Raw genomic sequence first — 15252 nt, 5'->3', positions numbered from 1 at the left:
AGACGCACGATGACGCTCGAGACACGGCCGGAGGTCGTCACTCCCCGCGACCGGACCGGTGCGGTGGGCACTGTCGAGGTGCCGCGGCGCGGGCGCTGGATCGATGTCTGGGACCCGGAGGACGCCGGCTTCTGGGCCGCGAAGGGCCGCGCGGTGGCGCGGCGCAACCTGTGGCCGTCCATCTTCGCCGAGTTCCTCGGCTTCTCGGTCTGGCAGCTGTGGAGCATCGTCGTGGTTTCGATGCCCAAGGCCGGCTTCAGCTACGACACGAACCAGCTCTTCTGGCTGGTCGCGCTGCCCAGCCTGGTCGGCGCGACACTGCGGCTGCCCTACACCTTCGCCGTACCGAGGTTCGGTGGGCGGAACTGGACCGTCGTCTCCGCGCTGTTGCTGCTGATCCCGACCAGCGGGCTGGCCTACTTCATGACCAGGCCGGAAACACCGTTCTGGGTGATGGCGCTGGTCGCGGCCACCGCCGGTGTCGGCGGCGGCAACTTCGCCAGCAGCATGACGAACATCTCGTTCTTCTACCCGGAGAAGGAGAAGGGCTTCGCCCTCGGCATCAACGCGGCCGGCGGCAACCTCGGCGTCGCCGTGGTCCAGCTGCTGGTGCCGATCGTGATCGTCGCCGGCGCCGGGCTGTCGCTGAACCGGGCCGGACTGATGTGGATCCCGCTGGTCCTGCTGGCCGCGTTCCTGGCCTGGAAGGTGATGGCCAACCTGTCCGTCGCGACCTCGTCGTTCCGCGCCTCGGTCGCGGCGGCGAAGCGGCCGCACACCTGGATCATCTCGTTCCTCTACATCGGCACGTTCGGCTCGTTCATCGGGTTCGGGGCGGCGTTCCCGCTACTGATCAAGACCACGTTCCCCGAGATCACGGTGGCCCACATCGCGTTCCTCGGCGCGCTGGTCGGCTCGGTCGCACGGCCGTTCGGCGGCAAGCTGGCGGACCGGGTCGGCGGCGCCCGGGTGACGGTGTGCTCGTTCGTGGTGATGGGCCTGGGGATCCTGGCCGCGATCGTCTCGGTGAACGCGGGCAGCTTCGCGGCGTTCCTGACCAGCTTCCTGGTCCTCTTCGTCGCCAGTGGCGCGGCGAACGGATCGACGTACCGGATGATCCCGGCGGTGTTCCGGCTGACTACGCCGGGCGATCCGGGCCGGGCCCGGCGGGAGGCGGCGGCCTGCATCGGGATCGCCTCCGCGGTCGGCGCGTACGGCGGCTTCCTGGTCCCGCGGGGGTTCGCGATGTCGACGAGTCACTTCGGCTCCCTGGTCCCGGCGCTGTACGTCTTCTGCGGCTTCTACGTCCTCTGCGTGGCCGTCACGTACTTCTGCTACCTGCGCAAGGGTGGCCCGCTCAGCCGGGAGCGCGTGTGAAGGGTGTCCCCACTCACTGCCCGTACTGCGCTCTGCAGTGCGCGACCACCCTGCACCCGGTCGACCGGCCGGGTGCAGTGGAGGTGCGGCCACGCGACTTCCCGACCAACCGGGGCGGCCTGTGCCGCAAGGGGTGGACGGCTCCCGACGTACTCACGGTGCCGGACCGGCTCACCATGCCACTGGTACGCGACGCGGCGGGCACCTTGGTGGAGACGAGCTGGGACGCAGCCCTGGACTTCGTTGCCGAGCGCATCCGATCGCTGCAGCGCGACCATGGCCATGACTCGGTCGCTGTGTTCGGTGGTGGCGGTCTCACCAACGAGAAGGCCTACGCGCTGGGCAAGTTCGCCCGGGTTGCGCTGAAGACCGCGAACGTGGACTACAACGGCCGCTTCTGCATGTCGTCCGCCGCGGCTGCGACCAACCGGGCCTTCGGCATCGACCGCGGGCTGCCGTTCCCCCTTGCCGATCTGGGCGGTGCTGGTGCCGTCCTGCTGGTCGGCAGCAACATCGCGGAGACGATGCCGCCGGCGGTCGCGCATCTGCAGGGCGCCAGGGACGCGGGTCGGCTTCTGGTCGTCGACCCGCGTCGCTCGGCGACGGCCGGCCTGACCGAGGACGGTGCCGGGATCCACCTGCAGGCGACTCCGGGGTCGGATCTCGCGCTCATGCTCGCGCTGACTCACGTCGTACTGCAGGAAGGTCTGGCGGACACGACGTACCTGAACGAGCGGGTCGACGACGCGGAGGTGTTGTTCCGCTCGACCGCGTCCTGGTGGCCCGAGCGGGCGGAGCGGGTGACCGGAGTGCCGGCGGCAACCATCCGCCGGGCTGCTCGGGTGCTTGCGGCGGCCGCACCGGTGCACGGTGGTGCTGGGGCGTTCATCCTGACCGGTCGTGGTGCTGAGCAGCACAGCAAGGGCACCGACACCGTGACGGCCTGCATCAACCTCGCACTGGCTCTCGGGTTGCCCGGGCGGCTGGGCAGTGGCTACGGCTGCATCACTGGTCAGGGGAACGGTCAGGGCGGCCGGGAGCACGGTCAGAAGGCGGATCAACTTCCCGGGTACCGCAGCATCGCCGATCCGGCGGCTCGTGCGCACGTGGCCGGCGTGTGGGGTGTGGATCCGTCCGAGCTCCCCGGACCTGGAAAGAGCGCGGTCGAACTCATCAATGCTCTTGGCACGACGGGCGGCCCGAAGGCATTGCTCGTCCACGGGAGCAACCTGCTGGTGTCGGCGCCACGGTTGGCCTCCGTGCGTGAGCGGCTCTCAGCACTCGACCTGCTGGTCGTGGCGGACGTCGTACCGTCTGAGACCGCTCTGCTGGCGGATGTCGTCTTTCCGGTCACGCAGTGGGCTGAGGAAGAGGGGACGATGACGTCCCTCGAAGGGCGGGTGCTGCGGCGGCGGGCTGCTGTCGCACCGCCTGGTGAGGTGCGGAGCGACCTCGCTGTGTTCGCCGGCTTGGCGTCGCGGCTTGGTTGTACTGCGGCGTTCTCGACCGATCCGGGTGAGGTGTTCGACGAGCTGCGGCTGGCCAGCAAGGGTGGGAAGGCGGACTACTCGGGGATCACGTGGGAGCGGATCGACGCGGGGGAGGCGCTGTTCTGGCCGGTCCCGTTCGAGGGCCATCCGGGTACGCCGCGGTTGTTCGCGGACGGCTTCGCCACACCGGATGGCCGTGCGCACGTCGTACCGGTGGATCACCGGCCGGTTGCCGACGACCTGAACGCGACCGCGCCGATGTACCTGGTGACCGGGCGGTTGTTGCAGCACTACCAGAGTGGGGCGCAGACACGCCGGGTGCCGGAGTTGGCCGAGGCGGAGCCGGAGGTGTTCGCCGAGATCCATCCGCGCGTGGCCGCACAGCTGGGAATCGCGGACGGGCGTCCGGTCCGGCTGCGGACGGATCGCGGGTCGATGGTGCTCCCGGCGCGGGTGACGGCCGACGTACGGCCGGACACGGTCTTCGTGCCGTTCCACTTCGGTGGTTCCGGCGCGGTCAACGAGCTCACCAACGATGCGCTCGACCCGGTCTCCCGGATGCCCGAGTTCAAGGCGTGTGCAGTCGAAGTCACCGCTGCCGCCCTGCCGGTGACGGGAGTGTCAGCATGACCGAACGGGTGGTGATCATCGGTGGCGGGATGTCGGGTCGTCGGCTGGCCGAGCTGCTGCCGACGTACGACGTGACCGTCCTGGGCGATGAACCGTCGTACAACCGCACCCGGTTGACCGAGTACGTCGCCGGCCGCGCGGAGCCCGTGGTCGGGGACGAGGTGCCGGTGGCTGCGGTTGCCGTGGATCGGGGCCGGCGGGTGGTGGTGGATTCCGATGGTCGCGTCTGGGAGTACGACCGGTTGGTCTTCGCGACGGGTGCGACGCCGGTGGTGCCGGCCGAGTTGGTCGAGGCGGCCGGCATGTTCATGCTGCGGTCGGTGGGAGATGCGCGGGCGGTGGTCGAGGCCGCCGGCCGGGCGCGGCGGGCGGTGGTGCTTGGCGGGGGTGTGCTGGGCATCGAGACTGCTTGTGCGCTGCGGGAGCGGGGTGTCGCGGTCACGTTGGTGCATGACGGCGAAGCCCTGCTGGACAAGAGCATTCGGCTATCGGCCGGTCGCCGGGTGACGCGGGCGGTGCGGGAGTTGGGTGTCGAGGTGCTGCTCAACACGAGCCTCTCCGGGACAGATGTTCGCGATGGGCGGTTCCGGGCGCTGAACCTGCGGAGCGGACGGCAGGTGTTCGGCGAGCTGCTGGTCGTCGCGTGCGGGGTGACGCCGCGGACCGAGCTGGCGACCGGGCTGACCGTTCGGACCGGGATCGTGGTCGACCGGACTCTCACGAGCCCCGACGACCCACGGGTGCACGCGATCGGGGACTGTGCCGAGGTCGACGGGCGACTGAGCGGGACCGTCGCGTCGGCGTGGTCGCACGCGGAGGTGCTCGCGACGCGGCTGAGCGGTGAGCAGGGCGGTGGCGCGGGGCTCTCCAGCGGCATCGGTCCGAGCGTGCCGGCCTTCGACGTCGTTCGGCTCACTGCGGGTGGACTCGACGTGCTTGTCCTCGGCAACAAGGACGAGGACGGCGAGGTGGTGCGGCTGGAGGACGGCACGCGGTATGTACGGGCTGTCCTGCAGGACGGGATCGTCCGGTCGGCCGTGGCGGTGGGGGCGCCGGAGGTGGCCGCCGAGTTGGTGTTGCTGGCGGATCGGGGGACGCCGGTGGTGGCGGACGGGTTGCTGGCCGAACCCGTCGTACCGAAGAAGAAGGTGGCGACCGTGTGCAGGTGCAACGGCGTCACCCGGGCCGCGATCGAGGCGGCCTGGCGTGGGGGTGCCGACAGTGTCGCCGGCATCGCCGCCACGACGCGGGCGACGACCGGGTGCGGGAGTTGCACCGGCGCCGTCGGCGATCTGCTCGACCGCTTCCGTCGCGGCGAGACCGAACCAGTCCCGAGCAGGAGGGCGACGATGGCAGAGCTGAACAAGGCCCGGCACGTTGTGGTGGTAGGCGGTGGCATGGTCGCGCACCGGCTCGTGGAGGCACTGCGCTCCCGCGACAGCGAGATCACGTACCGCATCACCGTGCTGGCCGAGGAGCCGCGGCTCCCGTACGACCGGGTGGCGCTGACCAGCTACTTCTCCGGCCGCGACCCGCACGACCTCTCCCTGGGCGACCCGGATCTGTGGGACGACCCGGCCGTGACCTTGCGCAAGGGAGTCCAGGTCACCTCGTTCGACAGTGTGGCCAAGACCGTGACGACCGCGCGGGGCGAGCAGATCGGGTACGACGAACTGGTCCTGGCGACAGGTTCGTCGGCCTTCGTGCCGCCGGTCAAGAACAGTGATGCCCAGGGTTGCTTCGTCTACCGGACTGTCGACGACGTGGCCGCACTGCGGGTGTACGTCGAGCGGCTCAAGGACGAAGGCAAGGACGTCCACGGTGTGGTCGTCGGTGGCGGTCTGCTCGGCCTGGAAGCGGCCGGCGCGCTACGAGCCCTCGGCGCCGCGACCAAGGTCGTCGAGTTCGCGCCTCGCCTGATGCCGTTGCAGGTCGACGAGGGCGGCGGCAGCGCACTCGCCCGGCTGATCCGCGGCCTCGACGTCGACGTGATGACCTCGACGCAGACGACCCGGGTCAAGCTCACCTCGCAAGGCGCGGCCCGCGCGATGGCCGTTGCCGAAGGCCCCGATCTCCCGGCCGACGTGGTCGTCTTCGCGACCGGCGTCCGCCCGCGCGACGAACTCGGCAGGGCCGCCGGTCTGGAGATCGGCGAACGCGGTGGAGTCGTCGTCGACGAGGCCTGCCGCACGTCGATCCCCGGGGTCTGGGCGATCGGCGAAGTCGCTTGTATCGAAGGCCGCGTCTGGGGATTGGTTGCCCCCGGCTACACGATGGCCGAGATCGTCGCCGACCGGCTGCTCGGTGGCCAGGCGACCTTCCCGGGTGCGGACACCTCGACCAAGCTGAAGCTCCTTGGTGTCGACGTGGCGAGCTTCGGTGACGCGTTCGGCGCAACCGAGGGCGCGTTGGACATCGTGTACGCCGACCCGGTGGCCGGTGTCTACAAGAAGCTCGTGCTGTCGGATGACGCGCGTACATTGCTCGGCGGGATCCTGGTCGGCGACGCGTCGGCGTACTCCGGACTTCGCCCGATGGTGGGCCGGGAGCTCGGCGCCGATCCGGCCGCGTTCCTGTTGCCGGAAGGTGCCGCCCCGGTCCAGCTCGAGTTGCCGGACGACGCGCCGGTGTGTTCGTGCAACAACGTGTCCGCGGGCACGATCCGTTGCGCCGTACGTGACGAAGGCTGCAGCGATATCAAGTCGGTGTGTGGCACGACGCGTGCCGGGACCAGCTGCGGTTCCTGTCTGCCGATCGTGAAGAACCTGCTCAACACCGAGCTCACCAAGGCCGGTGTCGAGGTCAGCAAGGCGTTGTGCGAGCACTTCGCGCTGTCGCGGGCCGAGTTGTTCGACGTGGTCCGGGTGACGGAACTGCGCACGTTCAGCGAGATCGTCGAGCGGCACGGGACCGGCCGGGGCTGCGACATCTGCAAGCCGGTGGTGGCGTCGATCCTGGCCAGCCTGGACCCGGCCGGTCACGTCCTCGACGGCGAGCGGGCGACGCTGCAGGACACCAACGACCACGTGATGGCCAACATGCAGAAGGACGGCACCTACTCCGTCGTCCCGCGGATCCCCGGCGGCGAGATCACCCCGGAGGGCCTGATCACGATCGGCGAGGTCGCCCGCGACTTCGGCCTCTACACCAAGATCACCGGTGGTCAGCGGGTCGACCTGTTCGGTGCCCGGATCGAACAGCTGCCCGCGATCTGGAAGCGGCTGGTCGACGCCGGGTTCGAATCCGGTCACGCGTACGGCAAGGCGCTGCGGACCGTGAAGTCGTGTGTCGGGTCCACCTGGTGCCGGTACGGCGTACAGGACTCGGTGGGGATGGCGATCGCGCTGGAGCTTCGCTACCGCGGGCTGCGGTCGCCGCACAAGCTCAAGCTCGGTGTCTCCGGCTGTGCTCGCGAGTGCGCCGAGGCGCGCGGCAAGGACGTCGGCGTGATCGCGACCGAGAAGGGCTGGAACCTGTACGTCGGTGGGAACGGCGGGATGACACCCCGGCACGCGGAGCTGCTCGCGTCCGACCTGACCGACGAGGAGCTGTTCCAGGCGATCGATCGCTTCCTCATGTACTACATCCGCACCGGCGACCGGCTGCAACGGACCGCGGTGTGGATGCGTGAGCTCGAAGGCGGCCTGGATCACGTGCGGGACGTCGTACTGAACGACAGCCTGGGCATCGCCGCGGACCTGGACGCCGCGATGGCCAGGCACGTCGACTCGTATGTCGACGAATGGCAGGCGACCCTGAACGACCCCGACAAGCTGGCCCGGTTCGTCTCGTTCGTGAACGCGCCGGACCAGCCCGACGCCGACCTGCGGTACGTGGTCGAGCGCAACCAGCCGCGGCCCGCCACCCCGGCCGAACGCGGACAGCTGGAGCCGGTCCTGCTGGCCGGCCCCCGATTGGAGGTACGCCAGTGAAGGAGCGAAGCGAGTTCACAATCGAGCACAGCGCGCCCCGTGCCTCATCCGCGCCCGGAGCGAAGCGAGGACGCGGATGAGTATCATTGCGATGAGTCACACGGTCGTCTGCCGGTACGACGTGCTGCTGCCGGAGCGCGGTGTCGCGGCCCTGATCGGGGACCGGCAGATCGCGTTGTTCCGGACCCACGACGGCGAAGTGTTTGCCATCGGCAACCAGGATCCGTTCAGTGGGGCGAACGTGATGTCGCGGGGCATCGTCGGCAGTCGCGGTGACGTGCCGACGGTCGCGTCGCCGATGTTCAAGCAGGTCTTCGATCTGCGCACCGGCTCGTGCCTCGACGATCCGTCGGTGTCGCTTCCGGTGTACCAGGTCGACGTGGTCGACGGACAGGTCACGGTGAATCTCGGTGACGACTAGGACCGGGCCACTCAGTGGCTGCACGATCGCGATCACCGCGCATCGGCGGGCGGAGGACCTGATCGCCTCGTTCGAGCGGCGAGGAGCGAAGGTGCTGCACGCACCGACGCTGCAGATCGTGCCGGTCGCCGACGACCACGCGCTGATCGAGGCGTCCCGGCGGGTGATCGCGAACCCGCCGGACGACGTCGTCGTCACCACCGCGGTCGGCTTCCGCGGCTGGATCGAGGCCGCTGACACCGCCGGGCTGGCCGCGGATCTGCTCGGCACGCTGGAGCAGTCGCGCATCCTCGCCCGTGGTCCGAAGGCCCGGGGTGCGATCCGGGCCGCCGGATTGGTCGAACACTGGTCCGCTCGGTCGGAGACCACCGCCGAGGTGGTGGAGTGGCTTCGCGATCAGGGGGTCAACGGCCGGAAGATCGTCGTACAACTGCATGGGCTGTCGGATCCGTCGCTGCAGGACGCACTGCGGTCGGTCGGGGCGTCGGTGCGCGGGCTGGAGGTGTACCGCTGGGGTCCGGCGCCTGACCCGGCCGTTGTCGAGCGGATGATCGGTCAGGTCTGCACAGGGATCGTGGACGCGGTGGTGCACACCTCTGCGCCGGGTGCCCAGGCCATGCTGGACGCTGCGGCCCTGACCGGGCAGTACGACGCTCTGGTCTCGTCGTTGCGGGCAGGTCGAGTGCTGAACGCCTGCGTCGGACCGGTGACCGCTGGACCCTTTGTGGCGTTGGGGTTGGAGCCTCTGGTGCCGGACCGCTACCGGCTGGGTGCGCTGATCCGGATCGTGACCGACCGGCTCACCGATGACAACGCCCGGTCGATCGAGACGGAGTTCGGGCAGTTGGTGATCCGCGGCGGTGCGGCGGTGCTGGATGGTGTGGTGTTGCCGCTCGGTCCGGGCCCACGCGCCGTACTGGCCGCCTTGGTCGCGGCCGGCGGTGACGTGGTGTCCCGGCCGGCGCTGCTCGCCGTACTGCCGGGGGCCGAGGACGTCCACGCGGTTGAGGTGACGGTTAATCGTTTGCGTACGGCGGTCGGCCGGCCCGAGCTGGTGCGGACGGTGGTGCGGCGCGGCTATCGGCTCGCCGTGGAACCTGCCGGGGTACCGACATGATCACCGGCCCGACCAGGCGCGCGGCTGGTGTGGACCTGATCGCCGCGGCGCACGGAACGGCGGACCCACGGGGCATCCGCGAGGTCCGCGAGCTGGTCCGGCTGATGGCCCGGCAGAGTCCCGGCATCCCCATCTCCCTCGGCTTCGTCGACGTCGACGTCCCCGCGCTGCCGGGCCTGGTCCGCCGCGTGGTTGCCGATAGCAACCAAGCCGTGGTGGTTCCGCTGCTGCTGTCCGGCGGCTACCACGTCTACGTCGACGTAGCTGCCGAGGCGGATCGGTATCCCGGCCGGGTCCGCACGGCGCCGGCCCTCGGACCATCGCCTGTCCTGGCGGAGATCCTCGCCGATCGCCTCGACAACCTGGGTCGCGTCGACCACGTGGTCCTCGCCGCGGCCGGCTCCTCCGACCCCCGCGCCCTCGCCGACTGCTCCGAGACAGCGGATCTGCTCTCGGCTCGCGTCCACCGCCCGGTATCCGTCGGCTACCTCTCGGGTGCGGGTGAACGCCTCGCCGCGGTCCTGTCCCGGACCCCGGGGCGGGTGGCGGTCGCGACGTACCTGCTGGCGCCCGGCTTCTTCGCCGACCGGGTCCGCCGACTGGCTGCCGGACGTCCCGTGACCCGGCCGCTGGGCGCCGATCCCCGCCTGGCCGCCCTGGCCGTCCAGCGGTACCACGAGGCGCTGCGGCCGAGCTACGCGGCGGCCGGCTTGTAGGTGTTGATCACCACGCCGGTCGTGGTGGTCTCGGAATCCGTCAGCGTCAGCGGCTGGTGCAGGTCGCCGAACAGGTGATGGCCGGTGCCGAGTACGAGCGGGTGGATCAGCAGGATGTACTCGTCGACGAGGTCCGGGATGGATCGGACCAGTTCGCCGCTGCCGAGGACGATGAGGTCCTGCTCGCTCTTCAGCTTCGCGACGTCGTCCAGACCGATCACGTGGGTGTTGACCCAATCGGGGTCCGTCAGCGTCGACGAGACGACGTACTTCTGCTGCTTGTTCAGCGCGTCCGTGTACGGGTTGGCTTCCTGCTTCGGCCAGAAGCCCGCGAAGTCCTCGTACGTCCGCCGCCCGAGCAGCATCCCACCCTGGACCCCGGCCCGCCGCCCCAGCACACGCCCCATCGCGTCCTCGCTGTACGGCGCAGCCCACCCGCCGTACTCGAAGCCGTCCCGCACGTCCTCATCCGCCCGCCCCGGCGCCTGCATCACACCATCCAGCGTCAGATTACAAACCACCGTGATCACGACTACCTCCTCGATTCGTGTTCTCGCCCTCTACACGAACCGAGGGTGTGCAGATCGACAGGAGGTGTCGGTCAATTCAGCCCGGGCGACCGCTCATTCCCGGCGTGTCGTGCCGTGACGAGCAGACACCTCCTGTCGAGATGCACCAGTCGTCTCGTCGTCAACAGGCGTGAAGGGTGTTGAGGTCGGTCACGGATGGTGAGGGGGCTGGTTGCGTGCGGGGTGGAGGGGGAGCATCGTGGAGGTAGTGGCGGCGGAAGATCGCCCAGTTTCGGAGGCGCCATGCCCGAGGCCGAGCACACAGTTCGGATCCACCGGCCGCCGGCGGCCGTCTTCGCGTACTTCGCGGACGGCGAGAACGACCCGCAGTGGCGTCCCGCGGTCAAGGAGATCGCCCGGAACGGTCCGATCGGTCCGGGGATGACGTACCGGCAGCGGGTCGCCGGACCGGGTGGCCGGCCGATTCCGTCGGACTTCCGGGTGACGGCGTACGAGCCGGACAGCCATCTGGCGTTCGAGGTCACGGCCGGGCCGGTGCGCCCGGTCGGCGACTACCGGTTCGAACCGGTGACCGACGGGACCGAGGTCACCCTCAAACTGTCCGCCAGCCTGTCCGGCCTGAAGAAACTCCTGATGACCAAGCCGGTCCAGCAGTCGATGAACTCCGAGGTCGCCGCCCTCGACCGCGCGAAAGCGATCCTGGAAGACCAGGTGTGAGCCGGTGGTGCCTGATTCGACCTCGCCACGCCGCCCGCCGGCCGACCGGCGCGGGCTACTACCCGTTGGTCGGTACGCCGTCCGATCGGTCGGCGCCGGCTGATCGGAGAACGTCCAGGTCCGCGTGGCAGCGGCGTTCCAGGTCGGCGAGTTCGGCAAGGGTCTTGTCGATGTCCTCGCGGCGTTGTTCGAGGTCGGCTCGGCGGTGGGTGATCTGGGTGAGGAGGTACTCGAGCTGGCCCTCCTCGCCGGGTTCGGCGTCGTACATGTCGACGATGGTGGCGATCTCGTCGAGGGAGAAGCCGAGGCGTTTGCCGCGCAGGATCAGGCCGAGGCGGACCTTGTCGCGGGGGTGGTAGACGCGCAGGGTGCCGCGGCGCTCGGGCGTGAGCAGGCCGCGGTCCTCGTAGAACCGGATCGTCCGCAGCGTCACGTCGTACTCGGCGGCCAGTTCGGCGATCGACCAGGTCTCAGCGGGCACCCGGATATTGTGCACACACCCCAGGTTGCTTTACGTTTACGTAAGCGTCAAGCACAAGGAGTGCCTCATGTTCGAGCTGTCCGAGGAACACCGCGAGTTCCGCCACAGCGTCCGCGACTTCGCCGAGGCGGAGATCGCACCGCACGCCGCCGAGTGGGACCGCAAGCACTACTTCCCGGTGGAGGTCGTGCAGAAGATGGGGAAGCTCGGCCTGTTCGGCCTGACCGCCCCGGAGGAGTACGGCGGTGCGGGCGGCGACTTCACGAGTCTGTGCGTGGCGATCGAGGAGATCTCCCGGGTCGACCAGTCGATGGGTATCACGCTCGAGGCGGCGGTCGGGCTGGGGATCAACCCGATCCTCACCTTCGGCACCGCGGAGCAGAAGGCCACCTGGCTGCCCGACCTGGTCGCCGGCCAGAAGTTGGCCGGGTTCGGGCTGACCGAGCCGGAGTCGGGGTCGGACGCGGGCGCGACCAAGACGCGCGCGGTCCTCGACGGCGGCGAGTGGGTGATCGACGGCTCGAAGCAGTTCATCACCAACTCCGGCTCCAGCATCACCTCCTGCGTGACCGTGACCGCGCGGACCGGTGAGAAGGCGGACGGCAAGGCGGAGATCTCCACGATCATCGTCCCGAGTGGTACGCCGGGCTTCGTCGCGGAAGCGGCGTACGACAAGCTCGGCTGGCACGCTTCGGACACGCATCCGCTCTCCCTGGTCGGCTGCCGGGTGCCCGAGGGGAACCTGCTCGGCACGCGCGGCAAGGGGTTCGCGCAGTTCCTCGCGACGCTGGACGACGGGCGCGTCGCGATCGCGGCGGTCGCGCTCGGATGCATCCGGGCGTGCTTGGAGATGTCGGTCCAGTACGCCGGTGAGCGGCAGACGTTCGGTGGTCCGATCGGGCGCAAGCAGGGTGTCGCCTTCCAGATCGCGGACCTGAAGGTGATGGCCGACGCGGCCGAGCTGCTCGTCTACCGGGCCGCCGCACAGAAGGACGCCGGCGCCTCGACGGCCGACTTCAAGCAGGCCGCGTCGGTGGCCAAGCTCTACGCGACCGAGTCCGCGGTGACGGCGACGCGGATCGCCACCCAGGTCTTCGGCGGCTACGGCTTCATGGAGGAGTACCCGGTCACCCGGTTCTACCGCGACGCCAAGATCCTCGAGATCGGCGAGGGGACGTCGGAGGTCCAGCGGATGCTGATCGCCCGGAGCCTCGGGCTCCCAGTGGAATGATGGCCGCATGACTGTGTTGATGCCACGCCTCCGGCGCGGCGGGTCATGGGGCTTTGGCTCCCGGCCTTCCCTCGTCGCTCCAGTCGCTTCGCTCCCTCCGCTCCTCAGTCCAGGCCGGGAGGCCCCATGACCCACGATCACTGGACAGAGGTCAAGGTTGCACGCGAGGCGACTCTCGGCCCGCCCGAGAAGGCTGCAGCGAAGCTCGCGAGTCAGAACAAGCTCTACGTCCGGGACCGGATTGCCCTGCTCGTCGACGAGGGCAGCTTCGTCGAGGACGCCCAGCTGGCGAACGCGCTGAACCCCGGCCTGCCGGCCGACGGCGTGGTGACCGGCCGCGCGCTGGTCGACGGCCGCCCGGCGCTGCTGGTCGCGAACGACCCGACCGTCAAGGCCGGCTCGTGGGGCGCCCGGACGGTGGAGAAGATCGTCCGCATCACCGAGGTCGCGCTCCGCGACGAGCTGCCGATCTTCTGGCTGATCGACTCGGCCGGCGCGCGGATCACCGACCAGGTCGACCTGTTCCCCGGCCGTCGCGGCGCCGGCCGCATCTTCCACAACCAGGTCGCGCTGTCCGGCAAGGTCCCGCAGATCTGCTGCCTGTTCGGCCCGTCCGCCGCGGGTGGCGCGTACATCCCGGCGTTCTGCGACATCGTGATCATGGTCGACGGCAACGCCTCGATGTACCTGGGCTCGCCCCGGATGGCCGAGATGGTGGTCGGCGAGAAGGTGACGCTGGAGGAGATGGGCGGCGCCCGGATGCACACCAGTGTCTCCGGCTGCGGTGACCTGCTCGCCACCGACGACACCGAGGCGATCGACCTCGCCAAGCAGTTCTTCTCCTACTTGCCCGGTTCGTGGCAGTCGCGGCCTCCGTCGTACGACGCCTCGCCGCCGGCGCGCGACTTCACCCGGGATCTGGTGCCGGCCGAGGAGAGCGTCGGGTTCGACATCCACGACGTGGTCGACGCGCTCCTCGACGCGGACACGTTCTTCGAGGTCAAACCGGCGTACGCGCCGGAGCTCGTCACCGGGTTCGGCCTGCTGGCCGGTCAGGTCGTCGGGATCGTGGCGAACCAGCCGGCCGTCAAGGGCGGCGTGCTGTTCGTCAACTCCGCCGACAAGGCGGCCCGCTTCATCTGGCTGTGCGACGCGTTCAACGTGCCGCTGGTGTACCTGTGCGACGTACCGGGCTTCATGATCGGCAGCGAGGTCGAGCGGGCCGGCATCATCCGGCACGGCGCGAAGATGATCACCGCGGTGTCGGAGGCGACCGTGCCGACGGTGTCCGTGATCGTGCGGAAGGCGTACGGCGCTGGGCTCTACGCGATGTGTGGACCCGGCTTCTCGCCGGACGCGTGTATCGCACTGCCGACCGCGAAGATCGCCGTGATGGGTCCGGAGGCGGCGATCAACGCCGTGTACTACAACAAGATCCAGGAGATCGCCGACGAGGGCGAACGGGTCGAGTACGTGTCCCGGCTGCGCGAGGAGTACGAGACCGACATCGACATCCTCCGCCTGGCCGCCGACCTGGTGATCGACGCCATCGTCGAGCCGGAGAACCTCCGCGACGAACTGATCGCCCGCCTCGCCGCCGCCCAGTCCAAAGACCGGACATTCTCGCACCGCCGCCACGGCGTCCCGCCGGTCTGAAATCCTTCAGCCGTTGGCCGATGCCCGCGAGGTAGGCGACCAGGCCATTGCGCCAAGCGATGGCCTGCGCGCGTCGATCCGGGTCGAGGCCGGGGTCGATGTGCCACCCGGCGAAGGGACCGTAGGCGAACCACCGGATCGCCCCGGTGAGCCGGTGCACGGCGGTGGTCGAGGGCCGCGCGCCGTAGGTCTCGAAGAACGCATCGGGAAGCCGGCCGCCGTTGATCAGGTGGATCCGCTCGTCGAGGTCGGCGATCTCCCGCGCGGGATCGCCGACACGAGGTTCGTCCCAGTCGATCAAGATGGTCTGTGACCGGCCGACGATGACGTTCGCCAGGAAGACGTCGCCATGCAGCAAGGCGGTCGGCGTCTCGCGGAGCGGCCCCGCGTGCTCATCGATCACCGCATGCAAGCGCCGCAGGTGCGGAATCACGAACGGGAGATTGGCCGACAACCTGGCCTCCGCGTCGGCCAGCAACTGGTGCAGGTCGTTCACCGGGTCCGTCGGGGTGAGGACCAACGCGTCCGGACCGAAGTCACCGGTCATCGCGCTCGGGAAACGCACCGCGTGCACCCTGCGGAACACCGTACCGACAGTCCGCCAGGCGTCGTCGGTCATCCGGTGCTCGTCGACCAAGGTCGACAGCATCTCGCCGGGGACGTACTCGTAGAGGGTTGCGTGCTCGTTGCCGCCGAGCAGCGCCGGTGCCGGTACGTCGTGCTCCGACAGGAAGCGCGTTCGGCCGTGCGGGAGTGGACGGGATGCGTGCCGGCGACGGAGGACGATCTGGCGTGAGTCGGCGAGGGTCGCGCGCAGGATCTCGTGGTTGAACCCGTGGCCGCGCAAGGGCTCGGTCGACCGCACCTCGGGCAGGCCGGCCGCGGCGACGAGTTCGTGCAGCAGGTGCTCGGTGGTCGGCATGCGCTCATCCTTTCGTCCACAGATCGGTCACG

12 protein-coding genes and 1 pseudogene are annotated in these 15252 nt (G+C 69.6%); 10 read left to right on the top strand and 3 right to left on the bottom strand.

Annotation, left to right across the window (positions count from 1 at the left end):
- The first annotated feature begins 9 nt into the window (after window positions 1-9).
- The 6 genes from OG876_RS06015 to OG876_RS05990 all read left to right on the top strand — a co-directional run bounded on the left by OG876_RS06015 (window position 10) and on the right by OG876_RS05990 (window position 9683).
- Window positions 10-1377, top strand: a complete 1368-nt coding sequence (locus tag OG876_RS06015; RefSeq protein ID WP_328523764.1) for an MFS transporter — start codon at window positions 10-12, stop codon at window positions 1375-1377.
- Entirely contained in the window at window positions 1374-3497 is a 2124-nt protein-coding gene (locus OG876_RS06010) for a molybdopterin oxidoreductase family protein (RefSeq protein ID WP_328523763.1), read from the top strand. The genes OG876_RS06015 and OG876_RS06010 overlap by 4 nt, the downstream gene beginning before the upstream one ends.
- Window positions 3494-7429 carry a nitrite reductase large subunit NirB gene (nirB, locus tag OG876_RS06005; protein WP_328523762.1) on the top strand — a complete coding sequence of 1312 codons (3936 nt, stop codon included), beginning with the start codon at window positions 3494-3496 and terminating at the stop codon, window positions 7427-7429. The genes OG876_RS06010 and nirB overlap by 4 nt, the downstream gene beginning before the upstream one ends.
- Window positions 7430-7505: 76 nt before the next feature.
- Window positions 7506-7850: a nitrite reductase small subunit NirD gene (nirD, locus tag OG876_RS06000; RefSeq protein WP_328523761.1), complete on the top strand. Its 345-nt coding sequence runs from the start codon at window positions 7506-7508 to the stop codon at window positions 7848-7850.
- The gene (locus OG876_RS05995) at window positions 7840-8967 is read left to right on the top strand and encodes a uroporphyrinogen-III synthase (protein ID WP_328523760.1); all 1128 of its coding nucleotides are present in this window, start codon (window positions 7840-7842) and stop codon (window positions 8965-8967) included. The genes nirD and OG876_RS05995 overlap by 11 nt, the downstream gene beginning before the upstream one ends.
- Complete coding sequence (locus tag OG876_RS05990; protein ID WP_328523759.1) at window positions 8964-9683, top strand: sirohydrochlorin chelatase; 720 nt, start codon at window positions 8964-8966, stop codon at window positions 9681-9683. The genes OG876_RS05995 and OG876_RS05990 overlap by 4 nt, the downstream gene beginning before the upstream one ends.
- On the opposite strand, the gene OG876_RS05985 is transcribed toward OG876_RS05990, so the two are convergent.
- A complete protein-coding gene (locus OG876_RS05985; RefSeq protein WP_328523758.1) occupies window positions 9662-10213 on the bottom strand; it encodes a dihydrofolate reductase family protein in 552 nt (183 codons plus the stop codon). The genes OG876_RS05990 and OG876_RS05985 overlap by 22 nt on opposite strands.
- Before the next feature lie 282 nt (window positions 10214-10495).
- On the opposite strand from OG876_RS05985, the gene OG876_RS05980 reads away from it, so the two are divergent.
- Complete coding sequence (locus OG876_RS05980) at window positions 10496-10930, top strand: SRPBCC family protein (RefSeq protein ID WP_328523757.1); 435 nt, start codon at window positions 10496-10498, stop codon at window positions 10928-10930.
- Between the two features lie 58 nt (window positions 10931-10988).
- Here OG876_RS05980 and OG876_RS05975 read toward each other — a convergent pair whose 3' ends face one another.
- Window positions 10989-11411 carry a MerR family transcriptional regulator gene (locus OG876_RS05975; protein WP_328523756.1) on the bottom strand — a complete coding sequence of 141 codons (423 nt, stop codon included), beginning with the start codon at window positions 11409-11411 and terminating at the stop codon, window positions 10989-10991.
- Window positions 11412-11478: 67 nt separating this feature from the next.
- On the opposite strand from OG876_RS05975, the gene OG876_RS05970 reads away from it, so the two are divergent.
- From OG876_RS05970 to OG876_RS05960, 3 genes are all read left to right on the top strand, one after another.
- Entirely contained in the window at window positions 11479-12642 is a 1164-nt protein-coding gene (locus tag OG876_RS05970; RefSeq protein WP_328523755.1) for an acyl-CoA dehydrogenase family protein, read from the top strand.
- A 126-nt stretch (window positions 12643-12768) separates the two neighbouring features.
- Complete coding sequence (locus OG876_RS05965) at window positions 12769-14298, top strand: acyl-CoA carboxylase subunit beta (protein ID WP_328523754.1); 1530 nt, start codon at window positions 12769-12771, stop codon at window positions 14296-14298.
- Window positions 14299-14311: 13 nt separating this feature from the next.
- Window positions 14312-14611 carry a hypothetical protein gene (locus OG876_RS05960; protein ID WP_328523753.1) on the top strand — a complete coding sequence of 100 codons (300 nt, stop codon included), beginning with the start codon at window positions 14312-14314 and terminating at the stop codon, window positions 14609-14611.
- Here OG876_RS05960 and OG876_RS43960 read toward each other — a convergent pair.
- A pseudogene (locus OG876_RS43960) lies at window positions 14540-15220 on the bottom strand (phosphotransferase family protein); the annotation flags it as partial. The gene OG876_RS05960 and the pseudogene OG876_RS43960 overlap by 72 nt on opposite strands.
- Window positions 15221-15252: the final 32 nt, after the last annotated feature.

The sequence above is a fragment of the Kribbella sp. NBC_00359 genome, assembly GCF_036097425.1.
Taxonomy (GTDB): Bacteria; Actinomycetota; Actinomycetes; order Propionibacteriales; family Kribbellaceae; genus Kribbella.
This window is presented reverse-complemented; position numbering and strand designations above follow the sequence as displayed.

What these genes read in the sequence shown, in the direction of transcription:
- OG876_RS06015 (WP_328523764.1), top strand. Translation starts at nt 10, where the DNA reads ATGACGCTCGAGACACGGCCGGAGGTCGTCACTCCCCGCGACCGGACC.
- nirB (WP_328523762.1), top strand. Translation starts at nt 3,494, where the DNA reads ATGACCGAACGGGTGGTGATCATCGGTGGCGGGATGTCGGGTCGTCGG.
- nirD (WP_328523761.1), top strand. Translation starts at nt 7,506, where the DNA reads ATGAGTATCATTGCGATGAGTCACACGGTCGTCTGCCGGTACGACGTG.
- OG876_RS05990 (WP_328523759.1), top strand. Translation starts at nt 8,964, where the DNA reads ATGATCACCGGCCCGACCAGGCGCGCGGCTGGTGTGGACCTGATCGCC.
- OG876_RS05980 (WP_328523757.1), top strand. Translation starts at nt 10,496, where the DNA reads ATGCCCGAGGCCGAGCACACAGTTCGGATCCACCGGCCGCCGGCGGCC.
- OG876_RS05970 (WP_328523755.1), top strand. Translation starts at nt 11,479, where the DNA reads ATGTTCGAGCTGTCCGAGGAACACCGCGAGTTCCGCCACAGCGTCCGC.
- OG876_RS05965 (WP_328523754.1), top strand. Translation starts at nt 12,769, where the DNA reads ATGACCCACGATCACTGGACAGAGGTCAAGGTTGCACGCGAGGCGACT.